The organism is Actinokineospora auranticolor (assembly GCF_041897805.1).
In the GTDB taxonomy this organism is placed as follows: Bacteria; Actinomycetota; Actinomycetes; order Mycobacteriales; family Pseudonocardiaceae; genus Actinokineospora; species Actinokineospora auranticolor.
The window spans coordinates 3,533,831-3,553,941 of record NZ_CP154825.1 but is presented as its reverse complement, the minus strand read 5'-3'; the positions used below and the strand labels follow the sequence as shown (position 1 = coordinate 3,553,941).

General features: G+C 71.3%; 18 protein-coding genes. 12 read left to right on the top strand and 6 right to left on the bottom strand.

Annotation, left to right across the window (positions count from 1 at the left end):
• Genes V5P93_RS16055 through V5P93_RS16045 form a run of 3 tightly spaced genes read left to right on the top strand, consistent with a single transcriptional unit; the run spans position 1 to position 3,580 of the window.
• Positions 1 to 1,194 carry an LLM class flavin-dependent oxidoreductase gene (locus tag V5P93_RS16055; RefSeq protein ID WP_104476454.1) on the top strand — a complete coding sequence of 398 codons (1,194 nt, stop codon included), beginning with the start codon at positions 1 to 3 and terminating at the stop codon, positions 1,192 to 1,194.
• A gap of 10 nt (positions 1,195 to 1,204) precedes the next feature.
• Positions 1,205 to 2,530, top strand: coding sequence for an NtaA/DmoA family FMN-dependent monooxygenase (locus V5P93_RS16050; RefSeq protein ID WP_104476452.1), 1,326 nt, complete (start codon positions 1,205 to 1,207; stop codon positions 2,528 to 2,530).
• Between the two features lie 6 nt (positions 2,531 to 2,536).
• The gene (locus V5P93_RS16045) at positions 2,537 to 3,580 is read left to right on the top strand and encodes an LLM class flavin-dependent oxidoreductase (RefSeq protein ID WP_104476451.1); all 1,044 of its coding nucleotides are present in this window, start codon (positions 2,537 to 2,539) and stop codon (positions 3,578 to 3,580) included.
• A 100-nt stretch (positions 3,581 to 3,680) separates the two neighbouring features.
• On the opposite strand, the gene V5P93_RS16040 is transcribed toward V5P93_RS16045, so the two are convergent.
• Positions 3,681 to 4,313, bottom strand: coding sequence for a transposase (locus V5P93_RS16040; RefSeq protein WP_245930967.1), 633 nt, complete (start codon positions 4,311 to 4,313; stop codon positions 3,681 to 3,683).
• A gap of 971 nt (positions 4,314 to 5,284) precedes the next feature.
• On the opposite strand from V5P93_RS16040, the gene V5P93_RS16035 reads away from it, so the two are divergent.
• Positions 5,285 to 5,890 carry a hypothetical protein gene (locus V5P93_RS16035; RefSeq protein ID WP_104476447.1) on the top strand — a complete coding sequence of 202 codons (606 nt, stop codon included), beginning with the start codon at positions 5,285 to 5,287 and terminating at the stop codon, positions 5,888 to 5,890.
• Between the two features lie 45 nt (positions 5,891 to 5,935).
• Here the strand turns inward: V5P93_RS16035 and V5P93_RS16030 are convergent, their stop codons facing one another.
• Positions 5,936 to 6,310, bottom strand: coding sequence for a hypothetical protein (locus tag V5P93_RS16030; protein ID WP_104476446.1), 375 nt, complete (start codon positions 6,308 to 6,310; stop codon positions 5,936 to 5,938).
• A 185-nt stretch (positions 6,311 to 6,495) separates the two neighbouring features.
• Positions 6,496 to 7,311 (bottom strand): nitroreductase/quinone reductase family protein, encoded by an 816-nt coding sequence (locus tag V5P93_RS16025; RefSeq protein WP_104476444.1) that lies wholly within the window; start codon positions 7,309 to 7,311, stop codon positions 6,496 to 6,498.
• A gap of 230 nt (positions 7,312 to 7,541) precedes the next feature.
• Between V5P93_RS16025 and V5P93_RS16020 the strand changes: the two genes are divergently transcribed.
• The 3 genes from V5P93_RS16020 to V5P93_RS16010 all read left to right on the top strand — a co-directional run bounded on the left by V5P93_RS16020 (position 7,542) and on the right by V5P93_RS16010 (position 9,943).
• Positions 7,542 to 8,201, top strand: a complete 660-nt coding sequence (locus V5P93_RS16020) for a peptidylprolyl isomerase (RefSeq protein ID WP_104476442.1) — start codon at positions 7,542 to 7,544, stop codon at positions 8,199 to 8,201.
• Between the two features lie 18 nt (positions 8,202 to 8,219).
• On the top strand, positions 8,220 to 8,639 hold the full coding sequence (locus tag V5P93_RS16015) for a hypothetical protein (protein ID WP_146107901.1): 420 nt from the start codon (positions 8,220 to 8,222) through the stop codon (positions 8,637 to 8,639).
• Positions 8,640 to 9,349: 710 nt separating this feature from the next.
• On the top strand, positions 9,350 to 9,943 hold the full coding sequence (locus V5P93_RS16010; RefSeq protein WP_104476438.1) for a TetR/AcrR family transcriptional regulator: 594 nt from the start codon (positions 9,350 to 9,352) through the stop codon (positions 9,941 to 9,943).
• Between the two features lie 216 nt (positions 9,944 to 10,159).
• Here V5P93_RS16010 and V5P93_RS16005 read toward each other — a convergent pair whose 3' ends face one another.
• Positions 10,160 to 11,131: an aldo/keto reductase gene (locus V5P93_RS16005; RefSeq protein ID WP_104476437.1), complete on the bottom strand. Its 972-nt coding sequence runs from the start codon at positions 11,129 to 11,131 to the stop codon at positions 10,160 to 10,162.
• Between the two features lie 124 nt (positions 11,132 to 11,255).
• Between V5P93_RS16005 and V5P93_RS16000 the strand changes: the two genes are divergently transcribed.
• Complete coding sequence (locus tag V5P93_RS16000) at positions 11,256 to 12,590, top strand: amidohydrolase (RefSeq protein ID WP_181043279.1); 1,335 nt, start codon at positions 11,256 to 11,258, stop codon at positions 12,588 to 12,590.
• 161 nt (positions 12,591 to 12,751) lie between these two features.
• A complete protein-coding gene (locus V5P93_RS15995; RefSeq protein WP_104476435.1) occupies positions 12,752 to 13,681 on the top strand; it encodes a twin-arginine translocation pathway signal protein in 930 nt (309 codons plus the stop codon).
• A 34-nt stretch (positions 13,682 to 13,715) separates the two neighbouring features.
• On the opposite strand, the gene V5P93_RS15990 is transcribed toward V5P93_RS15995, so the two are convergent.
• Positions 13,716 to 14,669, bottom strand: coding sequence for a hypothetical protein (locus V5P93_RS15990; RefSeq protein ID WP_104476433.1), 954 nt, complete (start codon positions 14,667 to 14,669; stop codon positions 13,716 to 13,718).
• Positions 14,666 to 14,968, bottom strand: coding sequence for a PadR family transcriptional regulator (locus V5P93_RS15985; protein WP_104476431.1), 303 nt, complete (start codon positions 14,966 to 14,968; stop codon positions 14,666 to 14,668). The genes V5P93_RS15990 and V5P93_RS15985 overlap by 4 nt, the downstream gene beginning before the upstream one ends.
• Before the next feature lie 194 nt (positions 14,969 to 15,162).
• Between V5P93_RS15985 and V5P93_RS15980 the strand changes: the two genes are divergently transcribed.
• From V5P93_RS15980 to V5P93_RS15970, 3 genes are all read left to right on the top strand, one after another.
• Positions 15,163 to 16,122, top strand: coding sequence for a PHB depolymerase family esterase (locus V5P93_RS15980; protein ID WP_104476429.1), 960 nt, complete (start codon positions 15,163 to 15,165; stop codon positions 16,120 to 16,122).
• 296 nt (positions 16,123 to 16,418) lie between these two features.
• A complete protein-coding gene (locus V5P93_RS15975; protein WP_104476427.1) occupies positions 16,419 to 19,079 on the top strand; it encodes an HAD family hydrolase in 2,661 nt (886 codons plus the stop codon).
• Complete coding sequence (locus V5P93_RS15970; protein ID WP_104476425.1) at positions 19,079 to 20,104, top strand: class I SAM-dependent methyltransferase; 1,026 nt, start codon at positions 19,079 to 19,081, stop codon at positions 20,102 to 20,104. The genes V5P93_RS15975 and V5P93_RS15970 overlap by 1 nt, the downstream gene beginning before the upstream one ends.
• The last annotated feature ends 7 nt before the right edge of the window (positions 20,105 to 20,111 follow it).

Here is a 20,111-nt window from a genome sequence, read left to right as displayed (position 1 = left end):
GTGACGAGCGGACCGCATCTCGCCGTGGCGTTGGACGGGGTCGGGTGGCACCCGGCGGCGTGGCGGCTGCCGGAGGCCCGGCCGGAGCAGGTGCTCACCGCGGGCTTCTGGCTCGACCAGGCCGTCGAGGCCCAGCGCGGGCTGCTGGACTTCGTGACCCTCGAGGACACGCTCGCCCTCCAGGACGACCCGTTCAACCCGTCCACCGACGGCACCGACCGGGTCCAGGGCAGGCTGGACTCGGTCCTGGTCGCGGCCCGGATCGCGCCCGCCACCGAGCACATCGGGATCATCCCGACCGCGGTGGCGACGCACACCGAGCCGTTCCACCTGTCCAAGGCGATCGCCACCCTGGACTACGTGAGCACCGGGCGCGCGGGCGTGCGGGTGCGGATCGGGTGGACCCCGCAGGAGAACGCGCACTTCGGCAGGCGCGACATCGGGACCCCCCGGTTGGCCGACGCGCACCTCGGCGATCAGCGCAGCGACATCGCCGACCTCTTCGACGAGACGGCCGACTACGTCGAAGTGCTGCGCAGGCTGTGGGACAGCTGGGAGGACGACGCGGAGATCCGCGACGTGGCCACCGGGCGGTTCGTCGACCGGGACAGGCTGCACTACATCGACTTCGAGGGCCGCTGGTTCTCGGTCAAGGGCCCGTCGATCACGCCGCGACCGCCGCAGGGGCAGCCCGTGGTGGCGACGCTGTCGCACGCGATCGTGCCGAACCGGCTGGCGGCCCGGTCCGCCGACGTGGTGTTCGTGACCCCGACCGACCGCGCCGACGCCGCCCGCACCGTCGCCGAGATCCGCGACGAGCAGGCCAAGGCGGGCCGCGAGCAGGAGACCCTGCACGTGTTCGGCGACGTCGTGGTGTTCCTGGACGGCACGACCGCCACCGCGCGCGACCACAAGAAGCGGCTCGACGACCTGGCGGGCGCGGAGTACCGCTCCGACGCCCACGTCTTCACCGGCACCCCCGGCGACCTGGTGGACCTGTTGCTCGACTGGCACGCTGCCGGGCTGAGCGGGTTCCGGCTGCGGCCGGGCGCGGTGCCGCACGACCTCACCGGCATCACCCGCGGCGTGGCCGGGGAACTGCGGTCGCGGGGCCTGTTCCGCAACGCCTACGAGGCCGACACCCTGCGCGGGCTGCTCGGCCTGTCCCGTCCCGCCAACCGCTACGCGGCTTAGAGGAGCTGACATGACCAAGCAGATCCACCTGGCCGCGCACTTCCCGGGCGTGAACAACACCACGGTGTGGAGCGACCCGGAGGCGGGCTCGCACATCGAGTTCAGCTCGTTCGTCAAGCTGGCGCGGACAGCCGAGCGGGCGAAGTTCGACTTCTTCTTCCTCGCCGAGGGCCTGCGGCTGCGCGAGCAGGGCGGGGAGATCTACGACCTGGACGTCGTCGGGCGACCGGACACGTTCACCGTGCTGGCCGCGCTGGCCGCGGTCACCTCGAAGCTGGGGCTGGCCGGGACCATCAACTCGACGTTCAACGAGCCGTTCGAGGTGGCGCGGCAGTTCGCGTCGCTGGACCACCTCTCCGCCGGGCGGGCCGCGTGGAACGTGGTGACGTCGTGGGACGCGTTCACCGGCGAGAACTTCCGCCGCGGCGGGTTCCTGCCGCAGGACCAGCGCTACGCGCGGGCCAAGACGTTCTTGTCGACCGCGCTGGAGCTGATCGACTCGTGGCGCGGCGACGAACTCGCGGTGGACAAGGCGCACGGGGTCTTCCTGCGCGACCCGGACGCCGGGTCGTTCGCCCACCGCGACGACCACTTCCACATCTCGGGCCGGTTCCCGGTGCCGCGCAGCCCGCAGGGGCGGCCGGTGATCCTGCAGGCAGGCGATTCCGACGAGGGCCGCGAGTTCGCCGCGTCGTCGGCCGACGCGATCTTCTCCCGGCACGGCACGCTGGAGGCGGGCCAGGCGTTCTACGCCGACGTCAAGGGGCGGTTGGCGAAGTACGGCCGCACCCACGAGCAGCTCAAGGTGCTGCCCGCCGCGACCTTCGTGCTCGGCGACACCGACGCGGACGCGCAGGAGCGCGCGGACGTGGTGCGCCACCAGCAGGTCAGCGGGGCCACCGCGATCAAGCTGCTGGAGCAACTGTGGAACGCGGACCTGAGCGGGTACGACCCCGACGGCCCGCTGCCCGACTTCGACCCGGTGGACGGCGAGAACACCATCGCGCGGGGCCGCGCCAGCGTGCGGATGCACCGCGACCCGCTGGCCACCGCGCAGGAGTGGCGGGGCATCGCGGAGTCGAAGAACCTGTCGATCCGCGAGCTGGTCATCCAGGTCACCGGTCGGCAGAACTTCATCGGGTCCGCGGCCACGGTCGCCGAGCGGATAAACGAACTGGTTCAGGCGGACGCGGCGGACGGGTTCATCCTGGTACCGCACGTCACACCGGGCGGGCTCGACGAGTTCGCCGACACCGTCGTCCCGCTGCTGCAGGAGCGGGGCGTGTTCCGCACCGAGTACGGCGGCGACACGCTGCGAGACCACCTGGGGGTCTGACCCGGCATGAAGTACCTGCTGATCACGCTGATCACCTACACGGCGGACCCGGTCACGGGCATCCAGCCCAGCCCCGCCGAACGGCTGCGCGACGTCGTCGACAACGCCGTGCTGGCCGAGGAACTGGGTTTCGACGGCTACGGCGTGGGTGAACGGCACGAGCGGCCGTTCATCTCGTCGTCGCCGCCGGTGGTGCTCAGCCACATCGCCGCCCGCACCTCCCGCATCCGCCTGTTCACCGCCGTGACGACGCTGAGCCTGCTGGACCCGGTGCGCGCCTACGAGGACTACGCCACCCTGGACAACCTGTCGGGCGGCAGGCTGGAACTGATCATCGGCAAGGGCAACGGCAACGCCCAGCGCGAGCTGTTCCACGTGACCCCGGAAGACCAGTGGGAGCGCAACGCCGAGGGGTACGAGCTGTTCCGCCGCCTGTGGCGGGAGGACAAGGTCACGTGGTCGGGCAAGTTCCGGCCACCCCTGGTCGACGCGGAGGTGTGGCCGAAACCCTTCCAGCACCCCATCCGCGTCTGGCACGGCAGCGCGACGAGCCGGGAGTCGGTGGAGCTGGCGGCGAGGTACGGGGATCCGCTGTTCTCGGCGAACGTGACGAACCCGATCGAGCCGTACGCGGACCTGATCCGCCACTACCGCGAGCGGTGGGCGCACCACGGGCACAACCCGTCGAAGGCGATCGTCGGCGCGGGCACGGCCGGGTACTACGCGGCGGCGCGGTCGCAGGACGCGCTGGACGTGTACCGACCGATCTTCGAGGCCCGGCTGGCCCTGTTCACGCGGCTCGGGGTGGAGCCGGCGTTCCACTCGCTGGCGGACTTCGTCGAGCGCAGTTCGGCGCTGGTGGGGAGCCCGGAGCAGATCATCGACAAGGTCGGTCGGTACCACAAGGAGTTCGGGCACCAGGTCCTGCACCTGGGCGCGGACCGGGAAGGCCTGACGCGGAAGCAGCACCGGGACACCTTGGAGCTGTTCCAGTCGGCGATCGCCCCGACCCTCGACCGCGAGATCCCGAACCCGCCGTGGCCGAGCTGACCTTGGCCGAGCTGACCCTGGCGCGCGCCTCCGGCCCCCGGTATCCATTCTAGTGGCGAGCACCGACAGTTCCGGCTGAAGATGATCAACCCTGTGAGGCTTATTCAGCGGAGTAGAAGTAGAGGGCGATAACGGCCGATATGGTGTCGGTGAAAGTGTCGATGGGACGCCGGTAGTCGGTGTGGAGAACACGCCATGTTTTGAGTTGGGCGATGGCGCGTTCGACCACGACACGGATGGAGTTGTGGTGTCGGTTGAACTCTACTTCCCAGTCGGGTTGTTCGCGGTTTCTGGGTTTTCTGATCGGGGTCAGGATGCCGCTGCCGATGTAGCCCTTGTCGCCGAGCCAGGTGCTGGGCTCTCGTCCGTCGAGAACCCGCGAGGCGTTCAGGCCGACGATGTCGTTACGGGATCCCGGCCTAGGATCCAGCACCCATCTCGGACGTCCGTCCGGCGTGTACGCGACCTGGACGGTGAGCCCGGTCGTGCGGTGTGTCCCGGAGAACAACTCGGGGCGGGACGCCCAGGACCAGCACGGCAGCAGTGTCCCGTCCACTATGGGGGAGTTGCGGTCGTCGAGATCGTCAGCCGCGGGAACGCACTGTTCGAGCACGCCGGCCAACAATGGTGTCACCGCCGCGATCGCCCGACCGATCGTCGACTGCGACACCTCGAACGCTTCCGCCGACTCCGCTTGAACCCGATTCCGCCGCAAGTACGCCAACGTGACCACCACGGAGCGGTATAAACCCAGAACCGGCGGCCACCGGCGAATCGATTCGCTGGTGGCTTCGCGGATCAGAGCACATAATTCTTCGGCACGGTCTCACACGAGGCCGGTGGTGTGATACATGGAGGCGGTCCGTTTTCGAGAACCAGGTGTGGTAACTGAATTCTCTCAAACGGGCCGCCACCTCTTACTTTCGGGTACTCACCCCGGGGTTGTGAATAAGCCTCTGTGGACAACGCGCCCGGAGAGCCCCACCTTCTCCGCTCTCGGCGAAACGGTCACCCGAACGAACGACACACGGCGAGGTAGTCCACAGGCTTGATCATCTTCGCCGGGAAGCGACGGTGCTCCTCGGTGGAATGGATACCGGGGGCGGAGGCATGTCCCGCCGCCAAGCGGATACCGCGAATCAGCTGGAGCAGCGGACACCGCCTGCTCGTGCTGGGGATGGGCAGTTTCGCGGCCAGGCAGACGGCGGTTGACCGGTTGGTCCTCGGCCGAACACGACCAAGAGGTCCTTCGGCTGGTCGCGTAGGAGCAGCCGACCTACGCCGTGCGCCTCTGCGACGCGCGGACGACAGCGGCCGTGCGGAGCGCTGGAACACGTCGGTATCAACGATCACGGGTCGTTCGCGCCGGAAGTGCACTGATGCGAACCCTGATCCGCGAGCTGCTGAGCCCCTGGACCCGATGCGCGACGAGCCCGCGGTGCGCCCGCCCGCACCCGCCGCACCTCGTCTTCGAGCCCACGCGGCCACCGGTGGCGGGACGCTGGTCCCTGGCGGGCGCCACGGTGATCGTCGCCGCCACCGGTCTGCTGCTGTGGGCAGGCCGCGAGCCCGACCGCGCCCTGGGCTCGCGGGCGACTCCCCCGCCGCTTGTGGTCAGCGCGCCCACAGCACCGAACTGGCACCCCCGCGACGAGCGGGCGCACCGAGTACCTGGAGACGCGGGCCTGGTACCTGAACAGCCAGGTGTCCGGCGGGTTCACGCTGTCGGCCGTGGTGCCGCGGGTCCACCGCACCTGGCGGGAGGCGGACGGCTCCGGTCGCACGGAGGTGGAGTGGGCCGAACCGGAGTTCGAGAACGGGACGGACCCCGGCGGTTGGGCGTCGCCCCGGGCGGGCACCGGCTCCGAGAACTGGCAGCCGGGCGGCCGAGCCACGTCGTTCGGCGACCGCAGGCCACCGTCGACGGTCGCGGAACTGGACCGGTACCCGCGCAGGCCGAACCCCCCGGACGACATCGGCCCGATCAAAACCCTCGTCGCCGTCACCGACCTCCTCCGCGAACGCGTCCTCACCCCACCCGAACGGGCAGCCACCCTGGAGTTGTTGGGGCGGCTACCCGACGTCCGCTACCAGGGCGCGACAACGGACCGGATCGGCCGGGCCGCCGAGGCTTTCTCGATGGACTCCGCCTGTGCCGGACTACCGACTCGGTACACCCTTCTGGTGTCCCCGGATTCGGGCGAGTTCCTCGGGAACGAGCAGCTGTTGACCACGTCGGCGGGCTCGCTCAACGTGACGGTTCCCGCGGTGATCGAATACGAGACCTACGTCCACGCCGATTTCCGATGACCGGTTGGTGGCGCCGCGGTCCGCGGCGCCACCAACCGGTCATCATCAGCCGTGCACCTTGGTGGCGCGATCGTTCCACGCGCCCATGGAGTTCTGACCGCTGCACGCGCTCAGGGTGATGCTGTAGTACTGCCAGTCCTGCAGATCACCGGGGTCCGCGGCGGAGGTGCACAGCGGCGGACCGTCCTGCATGGTGAACCACGACGAAGTCTGCTCGTCGAAGGTCCAGGTGGAGAGGTTGTGCCAGTACTCGTCGCTGAACAGCAGCCGCCTGCCGCCGCCGTTGACGTGCTCGAAGAGGCACAGCAGGCCATCCGAGCAGACGAGGATCCCGTTGGTGCCGAAGGCGTTTGCGGGCGCCTTGAACCCGAGCGCCGCGTCGGCCTCGGCGTTCGAGCGGCGGCAGGATTCCAGTCGCAAAACCGGGATGTTTAGCCCATTCAGGGCTACGCCGCGAAATTCCACTGTGACAGCCAAGACCCAAATGGTCGCTGCGACACACCCTGGTAATGCGCCAGCCATAGCCGTCCGGCCGGTGGCCCTGGCGTCGAATGGATTGTTCCGCTAGCGCGCCACCCGGCAGGCGTCCGCGACCGGGGCTCCGGCTAGAGCAGCGGCAGCAGCTGTTCCTCCTCATAGGACAGATGTGCCTCCAGCTCCGCCGCGATGCGGTCGAACTCGGGGAGCAGGGTCTCGCCGTTCCCCTCGAGCAGCGCCTTCAGCCGCTCGACCGAGGCCGCCACCTGCTCGTGCTCCCGGCCCAGCCGGTCCAGCACGTCCGCGAGTTCCGGGTACCGCTTGGCCAGCATGGGAAACACCATCGTGTCCTCCCCCACGTGGTGGTTGCGCAGGCCCGCGCACAGCGACAGGCACGTGATCCGCAACTGCGCCCCGATCCCCGACCCCGACCGCGCGATCTCCGCGCGGATCAGGCGCAGTTCGCGGCGGAAGGCGCCGTGCACCTGGAGGAGGGCATCGGCCAGCGAGCGGAACGGGGGTGGTCCCGCCACCGCCGGTTCCAGGGCGACGACCGGGATCACGCGGCCCGCCGCCTTCTCCTGGTAGTCGGCCCAGCCGGGGTCGGCTTCCACGGCTCGGGCGAAGGCGGCGTCTCGGGTTGGACCGTCCACAATGGTCGCTTTGGCCTCGTAGGTGAACACGCCGTCCTCTACGGTGGCCAGGGGGTTGGCCTGGATGTTGCGGTACCACTGGGGATGCCGGGGCGAGCCGCCCGCGCTGCCGATCACCAGGACCCGGCCGTCGCCGTCGGGCAGGTAGCCGAGCGGGGTGGTGTGCGGGTTGCCGGTGCGGGCACCGGTGGTGGTCAACAGCAGTAGACGGGCACCTTCGAAGAAACCGCCCACCTGGCCGGAGTTCGCGCGGAACTCGGCGATGACGGCGTCGTTGAAATCGTTGGGCAAGGACTTTCCTCGGGTCAGCGGGATGGTTGGCTGAGGAAGGAAAGTCGACGGGCGGCCCTCGGGCGGCCCGAACGCCGGTCACGCCCCGGCCGGGGACCCCACTCGCTCTTGCCTCACGGCAGACCCGGCAGTCACGTCGCCGACTCTAGCGGGCCGGGCGCGGCAGCGGCAACCGACTACCGGAGAACGGGGGATCGACCGGGTACGCCGCAGCCACTAGCGTCCGGTGGATGAAGCGAACACTGGTCACCCTCGCCCTGTCGCTTGGCGCGTCCCTGCTGCTCACCAGCCCCGCGAGCGCCGAACCCACCACCGCGCGGCACAAAACCGTCCGCTGCCAGTTCACCCCGACGCCGGAGAACCCGGCGGCCCGGCCCGTGCGCGTCCCCGGCTCGAAGGCCAAGGCGCACGGCGAGGTCGAGGTGACGATCCGCACCAACTACGGGTCCATCGAACTGCTGTTGGACCGCGACAACGCGCCGTGCGCCGTGCACAACCTGGTGCACCTGGCCCGCTCCGACTTCTACGACCGGTCCCAGTGCTGGCGGCTGACCAACAGCGAACGGCTCGGGGTCCTGCAGTGCGGCGACATCTACCGTGCCGAGGAGGGCGGGCCCGGCTACAGGTTCCCCGACGAGGTCACCGGCAAGGAGACCTACCCGCGCGGCACCATCGCCATGGGCAACCAGGGCCCGGGGACCAACGGCAGCGAGTGGTTCATCGTGCACTCGGTCGCCAAGATCAGCCCCGTCTACACCGTCCTGGGCCGGGTCACGCGCGGCCTCACCGTCCTCGACCGGATCGTCGCCGCCGGGATCACCCCGGACGGCGCCACCGACGGCGCGCCGAAGAAGCCCGTGCGGATCCTCGACGTCCGGGTCTGCGACTAGTCTCGACCGGACCACGACGTGGGAAAGGGCAGTGTGGACACCGACGACCTCATCGCCGCCTTCACCCTGCCGTTCACCCGCGGACTGCTCTTCGTCGACGACACCGCCACCACCGCCCGCCACGCGGGTTGGAACCCGGTCACCGACTGGGTGCACGCCGACAACGACTCGCTCTGGATCTGCGTCCGAGGAGCGGCGGACGGCCCGGCGACGGTCGAGCTGTACCGCGCACCCCCATCCGCGTCGACCCTGAAGGGTTTGGCGCACCTGCATTCCGGCGCCCTCGACACCCCGACCCGGGAACTGCGCGTCACCGACTCGGACGGCGCCATCGTGGTCACCCACCCCGTCTACGCCGACCGGGTGCACGTCGACGTCCACACCGACCCCGACACCGGCGGCGAACGCGTCGTCATCGGCATCCGACCGGTGGGCTAGGCCGAATGCCGCCCGCGGTGCCCCGGTGCTGCCGGGGCACCGCGGCCGACCCAGGCGCACCTCACGCGCCCTGCGCTCACGACCGTCTCCGCTGTCGAGGGAAACAGACGCGGACCCACGCCCGCACCAGCCCCCGCGGCGTCCGCGGATCCCGATTCCGCTGTTCGTCCACAAGGTCGACCACGGCGCTGACCCGAGGGCAGCCCGCGACCGAGTTCGCCCGCTTGCGCCCCTCGACAATCCCCCGAGCCGTCGAGAAACCGCACCGGCCGCAATCCCCCACGCCCGCGAGCCGTGCCCGCCAAGGACCCGGCGCACCCTGGTCTGACGCGTGATTGGGCGGACCCGATTTATCCGGGTGACCTACCGCGGCAACCGATCGCGGCATTCACACAAAGCGAGTCCGCCCAATCGCCGGTGATCGGTGAAATATCGTTCACCGGGTATGGAGAACCGTGTCTTGAGCGGCGAAAGATCCGAACACCACATGTCCCCAGCGTGACCGCGACGATCACATCGAGTGGCCGAACGGCCCAGGTTCCCAGGTGGGGACACACAACGCGCCCATCATGACCATCACTCACGTCCATGGTACAGATCCCGGCAACCGTGGTGCAAAAGAATGGTGCGGATTGGTGGTGGAACAGGCGCGTTGCTCCGTTACACTTCCTCGGTAGTCGTAACGCTCTAACCAGTGCTTGAGGAGAAAGATGCCCAAGGTCATCGACCACGACGAGCGTCGGGCGCATATCGTGGAGGTGACGTGGGGGCTGATTGTTCGAGGTGGGCTGGAAGCCGCCACGATGCGGGAGATCGCCGAGGCCGCCGGGTTCGCCAACGGGGCGCTGAAAAGGTACTTCCCGAGCAAGGACGTGCTGGTCGAGGCGACGTTCGAGCGGGCGCTGGCGATGATGCACGAGCACATCACGGCCGTCGTGGCCGACCACACCGGGCTCGACGCGCTGCGCATCATGTGCACGGCGACGATGCCCCTGGACGCCAAACGGGTCACCGCGGGCCGGGTCCTGTTCGCGTTCTGGGAGATGTCGCTGTCGAACAAGCGGCTGCACAACCGCTACCTGGCGCACCTCAAGTCGTGGCGTTCGCTGCTGCACCGCTACCTGCGCGAAGGCCGCGCGGAAGGCGATATCCGCACCGAGCTGCCCGACGAGCAGTTGGTGGACGAGATCGTGCTGATCAACGCGGGTTCGAACGTGATGAGCCTGGTCGGGCCGCGGTACTCGACGCGGAAGTTGCAGCGCCAGCACCTGGACTCCTTCTTCGAGCGCATCGCGCGCCCGTAAACGGAAAACGGGGGCGGTCCGGGATTTCCCGGACCGCCCCCGTTGTCGTTTCCGCCTCCCAGGAGGCGACCCCCACCACAGCACACCGTTCGAGAAAGCGACACCGCCGGTATGCGCGCCCCGGGAGACCCGACTACCGCGCACCGACTCCTGCGTGCGGGGGCCCGCTTCCCCGCCCGTCGGGGCATGGCGGGCGGGGACTCCGGGGCGACCGACCTACAGCGACCAGGAACCGTCGGCGTTGACCGCCTTGTCCGACCACAGCGGGTCCAGCGCGGCGTGCAGCTCGGCGCCGTGCTCGGCGGCCAGCTCGATCGCGCCGAGGTTGTCCTCCAGCTGCTCGATCCGGCTGACGCCGAAGAGCACGTTGGCCACCGCCGGGTTGGTCAGGCAGAACGCGATGGCGACCTGGGCCGCGGTCGCGCCGTAGCGGGCGGCGATCTCGGCGACCGCGTCGGCGGCCTCGCGGATGGTGTCGCGGATGCCGCCCGGGTCGGCGCCGATCTTGCGCTCGGGGAACTTGCGGCCCGCGAGGATGCCGCCCTCGAACACGTCGGAGGCCTGCAGCGCGAGGCGGCCGTCGGCGAAGTACGGGGCGTAGAACGGGCCCTCGGCCATGGTGCGCCGGGCGATGCTGTACTTCAGCTGGGCGAAGGTGGGGCCGACCAGGCCCTCGCGGTCGGCGAAGGCCAGCGCCGCCTCGAGGTCGGACGCGATCCAGTTGTTGACGCCCCAGACGGCGAAGCGCCCCTTGGCGATCTGCTCGTTGACGTCGGTGACCACCGCGGGGATGTCCGGCGGCGACATGTAGTCGCCGACCACGACGCTGTCGGCCCGCTCGACGCCGATGCGCTCCAGCGAGGTGGTCATCTGCGAGTCGAAGGTGGTCGTGGGGTACTCCCACAGCCACAGCTTGCCGCACAGGTGGTAGTCCTCGCGGGCGATGCCCGCCGCGCGCACGACCTCGCCGAAGATGATGTCGGTGCGGGCCTGCTCGGCGTGCGGGCCGAAGTTGTAGTGCGCGACGTCGAACAGCGTCGCACCCGCGGCCGCCGCGCGGCGCGCCAGGGCGACCGCGTCGTCGAACTCCATCCGGTCCCAGGTGTTCCAGGAGCCGAGGCCGAACAGCGGCACGTCCGGACCGCCGGGTCCGAGCTGCCTGACCGGGATGCGCTGGGCGTCGCCCATGAGTGGCCCTCCTTGCCGAGAGTGGTTGGTTTAGTCTACATACATAGACGAAAAACCGGGAGAACATCCCGTTGGCCCCTATACTGAGGCCGCATCTTCTACGTTTGTTGACCGGAGGAACACCGTGACCAGTGCGCAGCCCGCCGACCTCGTGCTCACCGGCGGCACGGTGCTCACCTTCGACGGCGCCGACACCGTCGCGAGCGCGGTCGCCGTGACCGACGGGCTGATCACCGCCGTCGGCGAGGTCGACCACCTCATCGGCCCCAAGACCCACGTCGTGGACCTCTACGGCCGCACCGCGCTGCCCGGCATCAACGACTCGCACCTGCACGGCGCCTGGCTGGGCGCGATGTGGCCCAAGACGCTGCTCGGCGGCGGCCTGGAGGCCGCGGGCGACGGCGAGCCGCTGCTGAAGAACGCGGCCGAGCGCCGCGCGGCCATCATCAAGGCGGGTGACATCGCCGCCGAACTCGGCATCACCAGCTACACCGAGCCCGGCCTCGGCCCGGGTGAGGACGAGGGTTCGACCGGGTGCTTCTCCACCGACGTGCTGCGCGAGTACGCCGCCGTGGCCGCCGAGGGCAAGCTGCGCGCCCGGGTGACGGTGCTGCGCCTGTTCGGCCAGCTCGACGGCCCCAGCACGCTGGCCGACTTCGAGCGCGGCCTGGTCTCGCCGCAGCCCGACGGCGACCCGCGCTGGTTCAACATCGCGGGCGTGAAGATCTTCGCCGACGGCATCCCGCCGATGCGCTCGGCCTGGACGCACCGCTGCTACGCCGACGGCAGCTCCGGCCACCTGCTGGTCGACGGCGCCGACCTGGCCGACCGCGAGGCCAACCTGCGCCGCATGGTCGACCTGGCGCACCAGGCGGGCGCGCAGATCGGCGTGCACGCCACCGGCGACCGCTCGATCGAGGTCACCGTCTCGGCCATGGCCGACGCCATCGCCGCGCACGGCCCCAAGGGCAGGCACTACCTCATCCACGGCGACCTGGTCGACCGCGCGGTGCTGGCCAGGGCCGCCGAGCTGGGCATCGGCCTCAACACCCAGCCGGGCATCGCGGTGATGACCGCGCCGTGGCTGGCCGCCGCGCTCGACGAGGACGCCGCGCGCACCGCGTGGCCGCTGCGCGAGGCCTTCGACCTGGGCATCCCGGTGTGCCTGAGCTCCGACGCGCCGGTCATCGAGCCGGACTGGCGGCAGTGGATCGCCGCCGCCGCGCAGTGGATGGGCGCCGAGCCGAGCCCGGCCCTGATGCGGCAGCTGCTGGGCGCCTACACCGTCAACGCCGCGCGGCAGGACGGCGCGGAGTCGTGGAAGGGCACGCTGGAGGTCGGCAAGGTCGCGGACCTGACCGTCCTGGAGGCCAACCCGCTGGAGCTGGCCCCGGCCGACCTGCCGAACGTCGGGGTGGCGATGACCGTGGTGGACGGCCGAATCGTCTTCGAGCGGTAGACGGCGCGCAACCCGAGAACGCCGTCCCCGCGCCGTTTGGCAAGTGGGGACGGCGTTCACACAACTACCGCACAGGTGGCGCACACCGCGCGCCCAGGAACCGCACCTAGCTTCCTCACCGCTGGTATCCGAACTGGCACAGTGAGTGAGGAGCTTCAACGATGCACGATGACGACGAGCCGGTCGGCCGCGTCCTGGGCAGGCGGCAGGCGCTGACCCTGCTCGGCTTCGCGGGTGCCGCGCTGACCGTCACCGGATCGGGGGTGGCCCTCGCGGCCACCGGATCGGGTGACGGCGGACCGGGTGGCGGACCGGACTGCGACGTGAACTGCGTGGCCAAACCGGAACAGGTCGAGGGCCCGTACTTCGTCGACGAGGGGCTCAACCGGTCCGACATCCGCTCGGACCCGACCACCGGCGTCCGGTCCCCCGGCGCGCCGCTGGCCCTCGAGCTGACCGTCCTGCAGATCCGCGACAAGCGCTGCCTGCCGCTGCGCGACGCGGTGGTGGACATCTGGCACTGCGACGCGGCGGGGGTCTACTCCGACATCGCGAGCGAGGGGTCGTCCGGCAAGAAGTTCCTGCGCGGCTACCAGAAGTCCGACCGCGCGGGCCGGGTCCGGTTCACCACGGTCCTGCCCGGTTGGTACCGGGGCCGCACGGTGCACATCCACATCAAGATCCAGACCACCGGCACCGACGGCAAGCCCTACGAGTTCACCTCGCAGCTCTACTTCACCGAGGAGTTCAAGGCGGGCTACCTGGCCAAGGACCCGTACAAGGCCAAGGGCACCCCGGACACCACCAACGCCAAGGACTTCATCTACCTGCAGGGCGGCGACCAGCTCACGCTCCAGCCGCGCCGCACCCACCAGGGTCACACCGCGGAGTTCAGCATCGCGCTGGACCTGTCCGACACCGAGGTCGGCGACGACGACAGCCAAGGCCCCGGTGGCCCGGGCGGTCCCGGCGGACCTGGTGGCCCGGGTGGACCCGGACAGCCGCCCGGCACCGGGCAGCCGCCCACCCCGCCGACCGGTCCCCCGCCCACCACGCGACCACCGACCACCAGCCCCACCCCGACGCCCTGATCCCTGCCAGGACGATCGGACGCCCGCCCACCTCCTACCGGGGGTGGGCGGGTCCCGTCCGGCCGACCAACCGCTCGGTGATGATGATCAGACCGGCGCCGACCAGGGCGCCGAGGAGGAAGTCGGCGACGTACGGGTCGACGGCCTCCACGCTGTTCATCTCCAGCCGGGTGGCCTTGGGGAACGCGCCCCAGTCGGCGCCGAAGAGGTCAGGAGCAAGTCCTGGGGCGACGCGGTAGGTGACCACCGCGGCGAGGAACACCAGCAGCAACAGCGCGCCCGCGGCCACCAGGCCGCTGATCAGGCCCCGGATCCGCGAGCCGACCCGGGGACCGAGGACCGCGCCCGCGAGCACGACCGCGAAGGCCACCGGGAAGGTCAGCGCGGGCGCCGCGCGCACCGCCGCGAGCAGCAGCATCGGCACCCACCACACGGCCAGGCCCGCCGCGGTCAGCGCGCCGACGAGCGGGAACGACACGATCCCGTCCGCCCGGCGCGTGGTGATCCGGAGCAGGGCCGCCAGGTAGACGACCACGGCCGCCGCGGCCAGCCACCACCCGCTCGGGTCGTTGACGCCGGTGGTCAGCAGCACCGCGACGGTCGCCAGCACCACGGCGTACCCCCACTGGCGGGCGACCCGACCGCCGACCGGGCCGACGGCGTCCCGGCGGGAGTCCCGCCACACCAGCCCGAGGACGGCCACCGCCAACCCGACCGCCTCGACCGCGACGCCGACCGACCGCAGGCGGGTCGCCTCGACCACGATCACCGCCGACAGCGCCAGCAGGACCAGCACCCGGGTGGTGGCGCGCAGGGCCGGGCCGCTGAACGCGACCGCGCGCACGCAGCCCCGGGCGAACCGGCGCCGCTCGGCGCGGTCGGTCAACGCGGCCAGTTCCGCGACCATGGCCCGACCCCAGTCGCGGCGGTGCGCGGGGAGCGCGCGGACCGCGACCGCCAGCAGCCGGTCGGCGAAGTCGGTGGTCACAACGCGCCGCCCAGGGCCGGGCTGGTGGTCGCCGGAGCCGCTTCCCGCGCCTGGTCGAGCAGGCGCAGGCCGGTGCCGAGCAGGCGGTACAGGTGCCGGGGCGGGCGCCCGGCGGGTGGGTCGGACTCCCAGGACGCGGCGAGATGACCCCGCTCGCACAACCGGATCAGGATCGGGTACAGCGTGCCCGCCTTCAGCCCCAGCTCCTTGCCCAGCTCGTAGCCGTGGCGCGGGGTGTCCGGGTCGCGGGCCAGCAGCTCCAGCACCGCCAGGGTCTGGGCCGAGGGTCGACGTGCCATGCGAGGAAGTCTATCTATATAGACTTCCTCGTCGTCAAGGGCGACAGTGCCCCGAAGCGACCTCGGGATGAAGATCAGGATTCGGGGCAACCGGCCGCGGGGGTCCCCCGTGTGACGGGATGTGCTCCCGCCGAGCAGTGGAGGGGCACGAGCGTCAACGACCAGCCGTGAACCCTCCTCCACCCGAGGTGTCAATGAGATTCGCCGAGCTCGCCGTCGTCACCGCCGCCGTCGCCGCCACCGTGGTCACCCCGCAGGTGGCGGGGGCGACACCGCCCGCGCACAACTACCCCGTCGCGTCGACCGGGTGCCAGCTCACGTCCACCACGCTGACCCCGGGGGTGACCGCGCCGGGCTCCGTCCAGTCCGGTGGCCTCACCCGCGAGTACCTGATCCACCTGCCCACCACCTACCAGCCCGGGCACCAGAAGCCGCTGATCCTGGCCTTCCACGGCCGCAAGAGCGACAGCGCTGAGATCGAGGCCTACTCCAAGATCGACGACCTGGACGCCATCGCCGTCTACCCGCGTGGCCTCCCGGACCAGGACAACGAGCGCGCCTGGCAGGGCCCGCTCTACGCGGCGCCGTTCGACGACGTGCAGTTCGTCGCCGACCTGCTCGACCACCTCCAGCAGACGCTGTGCGTGCAGCCGGACCGGATCTTCGCGGCGGGCAAGTCCAACGGCGGCGGGTTCGTCGCGCTGCTGGCGTGCAGGCTGCCGCTGCGGATCGCCGCGTTCGGCATCGTCGCGGGGGCCTTCTACCCCGGCACGCGGTCGGACTGCGTCGAGCAGCGCGCGCCGATCGTCGAGTTCCACGGCGACGACGACCAGGTCATCAAGTACAACGGCGACGACGACAACCACCACGAGGTGCTGCCCTCGATCGCGGACTGGACCCAGACCTGGGCCACCCGCAACCTCTGCTCGTCCACGATCGTGTCCACCCCGCTGAGCTCCGAGGTCGTCCGGATCACCCGTGACCTCTGCCCGCAGAACCGGGACATCGTGCACTACAAGATCATCACCGGTGCGCACACCTGGCCCGGCGCGGCGCCGGGCTCCAGCGGCAACGGCAAGGTGACCGCGCAGATCAAGGCCACTGACACGTTCTGGGAGTTCTTCAACGACCACCCGCTGGTCACCGGCCCCTGACCCGCACCACGACCGGGTTGCCCGGTGCCGCGCGGCACCGGGCAACCCGGCCCGCCCGTGACGCGAACGGACCTTCACCGTCCACTCAGGACTTCCGATCGGGAGACCCGGCGCGCCACCGGGAAGGGCCGTGCCAATCCGCTACCGGTCGTAGGCAATTCCGCGCCGTATTCACTCGATCCGGCATTACCGAAAAGAGTCTTCGCATTCCCCGTGCGCCGTCCGGGGAATTGTCCGGGCCGTCCATAAACTGAGCATCCCCGCAAGCCGTGAGCGCGATACCACAGGGGAGACAGATGACCGGCGCCGGAGTGCCTGACATAGCCGAGCACGCGCAACTGGGTCCCGTCGTCGGCATGATCGCCGACCGCTCGTGCGCCGTGCTCTCGCTCGACGTGTTCGACACCTTGCTGTGGCGGCGGGTACCGCGGCCGACCGACGTGTTCACCGTGCTGGCCGCGCACCTGCGGGCCACGGGTCAGCTCCCCGGCTGGATCGGCGACGCCGCGTTCCGCCGGATGCGCATCGGCGCCGAGCAGCGGGCCCGCGCGGGGCGCGGCGCGCTCGGCCCGGAGGTGTCGCTGTTCGACATCTGGCGGGCGATGCCGGAGGCCGTGGTGGACCCGGTCGGGCTGGACGCGCTCGTCGCCGCCGAGGTGCGGGTCGAGCGGTCGTGCACCGTGGTCGACCTCGACGTCGCCGCGCTGATCGGCGTCGCCCGGGCGCACGGCGTGCCCGTGGTGCTGGTGTCCGACACGTACTTCACCGCCGAGCAGCTGGCCGCGCTGCTGGACCGCCCCGAGATCGGTCCCCTCGACGACATCGCGGTGTTCCGCTCCCACGAACACGGCGCGGACAAGGCGGGTGGGCTCTGGCCGATCGTGCTCGGCGCCCTCGACCGCGCGCCGCGGCAGGTCCTGCACATCGGCGACAACCGCGTCGCCGACCACGAGGTGCCCGCCGCGCTCGGCGTGCGCACCCTGCACTACGAGCGCGTCGACGCCGACTTCACCCGCGTGATCGAGCGCGAGTCGGAGACGACGGACCCGTTCGGCCCGTTCGGCGCGCTGGTCGACCCGGCGCACGGCGACTTCGGCATGACCACCCTGCGCGCCCGGACCCTGGGCGCGCACGCCCCCGCCGCGACCGCGTCCCGCACCGCGGCCTGGCGCTACGGCGCCGCCGTGCTCGGCCCCGTGCTCACCGGCTTCGCCGAGTGGGCCGCGCACCGGGCGCACGAGGCGGGGACATCCGTGCTGTGGTGCCCGATGCGCGAGGGCGAGCTGCTCGCCGCCATGGTCAACGCCGCCGCCGAGGCCCGCGGCTGGGCCGTGCGGGCCGAGCCGGTGTGGCTCTCGCGCCAGGTGACCTCGGTGGCCGCGCTCGACCCGCTGGACCCGGGAGCCGTGCGCGCCTTCATCCGCAAGCGGTACCGGCTCAGCGCGCGGCAGCTGCTGGAGATGCTGCGCCTGCGCCCCGGCGACGTGCCCGGGCTGGTCGGCTCGCTGGACTCCCTGCTCGACGACGAGCAGCTCGTGGACTCCGTCGGGCGGGCGCTCACCGAGACCGAGCACCTGCGCACCCGGCTGTCCAAGGTGGTCGACACCGCGCGCGAGCGGCTGGTGCGGTCGCTGCGCGCGGCGGGCGCCCTCGACGCCGAGGACCTGACCCTGGTCGACCTCGGCTGGGGCGGCACGATCCAGCACCAGCTGGCCAAGGCGCTGCGCGACGCGGGCGTGGACATCGCGCCCGCCGGGCTCTACCTGGTCGCCGACGAGCGCGCCGCCGGGGTGCTGCTCGACGGCCTGCGCGTGGAGGGCTACCTCGGGCAGGTGGACCACCCCCGCGAGGTGGTCCGCGCGGTCAGCCGCAGCCCCGAGGTGGTCGAGCAGTGCGTCAACGCGCTCTGCGGGTCGCTGCTGGCCTTCGACGAGGACGGCGCGCCGGTGCTCGGGCCCGTGGAGGGCAGTGCGGCGCAGCAGGCGGAGCGGGCCGCCGCGAAGGCCGGTATCCGCGCGTTCCAGGCGAATTGGGCCCGCTACGTCGGCACCGACAAGAACTGGCCGCTGCTCGGCACCACCGCGGCGCCGCGGCTGGCCACCGTGCTCACCCGCGCGCTCCAGGCACCGGACGCGCGGGAGGCCGCGTTCCTGGGCGACTGGGCGCACGAGGACAACTTCGGCTCCGCGGTCGTCACCCCGGTGGTGCCCGACGACCTGGCCGCAGCCATCCCGTACCTGTCCCCCAACGACCTCGACGACCTGGACATGCGCGACTGCTTCTGGCCCGCACTGCTGGCCGCGTCCGACCCGGGGCTGGCCGCGGCCACCCGGGCGGTCGCCGAGGGCGCGGTCGACCGGGCGGTGTTCGAGCCGAGCGGGGAGCCGTTCGGCACCCTGCTGCGGTACCGGCTGGCGGACGACACCTGGCACGACACCCCGCGCCGCCGGGTCCGGATCAACCACAACGGGCTGTCCTTCGCCCGCGTCGACTTCCGCGGCCCGGACGTCGTGGACGTGTCGCTGGCCATCCCGGGCAGACCGGCGATCGTGCGGGTGGACTGGATCGAGGCGCGGGTCGTCACCGGCCGCGAGGGGCGGGCGTGCGCGCTGCGCTGGGAGCAGCCGGACGAGTTCGCCGAGTTGACCTTCGTCGACTGCCGGTGGCTGGGCGGCAACCTGGTGGAGTTCGAGCACCCGCACGCGGCGGTGTGGCTCCCGCTGGCCGCGCGCTGTGGGGCGGCGGTGTCGTCCGGGCAGGTCACGGTCGCGTTCGCGATGCTGCCGCAGTCGTGGTCGCTGCCCGGTCCCCGGATGCCGGAGGAGCGCGACCCGGCGCCGATCCCCGCGCAGGTGGCGCTGTCCACGCGGGTCGTCGAGGAGTACCGCGCCCGCGGGCCGGTCGGGGTGATCGCCGGTGCCGCCAGGGTGGCGGCCAGGAAGCTGACAGGAGACTGATGAACAGCGTGACCACCGGCAGCCGCACCGACCCGCACGCCCAGGCCCGGCACGCCCGGCAGCTCCCCGTGCTGCTGCACTCCATGGCGGTGTTCCGCGAGATCTTCGCCGTCGTCTTCGCGCACCGCGGCGTGTCCACGGTGGTCGAGGTCGGCGTGGAGTCGGGTCACGTCAGCGGCGTCTACGCCGAGCTGGGCGCGACCGCGGTGTACGGGGTCGAGCCGAGCCCGGACGCGCGGGTGCGTGACACGTTCGCCGCCAACCCCGCGTTGCGGTTGGTCGAGCGGCCGTCGCCGGAGGCACTGGCCGACCTGCCGCTCGCCGACGTGTACGTCCTCGACGGCGACCACAACTACGCGGTGGTCCGCGAGGAGCTGCGCTGGATCATGACCCACGCGCCGGACGCGGTCATCCTGATGCACGACGTCCTGTGGCCCGCCGCGCGCCGCGACATGTACTACGAGCCCTCGCCCCTGCGCGGCGGCGACAAGCACCCCGCCAGCCACGACGGCCCGAGCGCGTGGCACGACGGGCTGAGCCCGGCGGGCTTCATCGGCGCGGGCGCGTACACCGTGGCCGAGCGCGCGGGTGGCGAGCGCAACGGTGTCCTGACGGCGGTCGAGGACGCCTTGGTGCTCAACCCCGGCTGGACCTTCAGCGTGGTCCCGGCCGTCTTCGGGCTCGGCATCCTGGTCCCCGGTGGTGCCCCGTACGCCGAGGACCTGGCCGAGGCGCTGCGCCCGTACACCGGGTCGGAACTGCTGGCGACGATGGAGAACAACCGGATCGCCCTGTACACCCGCGTCCTGCAGCAGCAGTACGACGCGGCGGCGAACGAGGCGGACCGGGCGGCCCTGGTGGACACGATCACCTCGCAGCAGCGGGAAATCAACCGGTTGAAGGCGGAACTGGCCGACCCAGAGGCCGAGGTGGACCGGCGGGCCCTGCCGTGGGACCGGTTCCGGCACCTCGCCGGGCAGGCCGGGCGGTCGGGACTGTCCCGCCTCCGCCGCTACCTCCGCTGACGCGCCT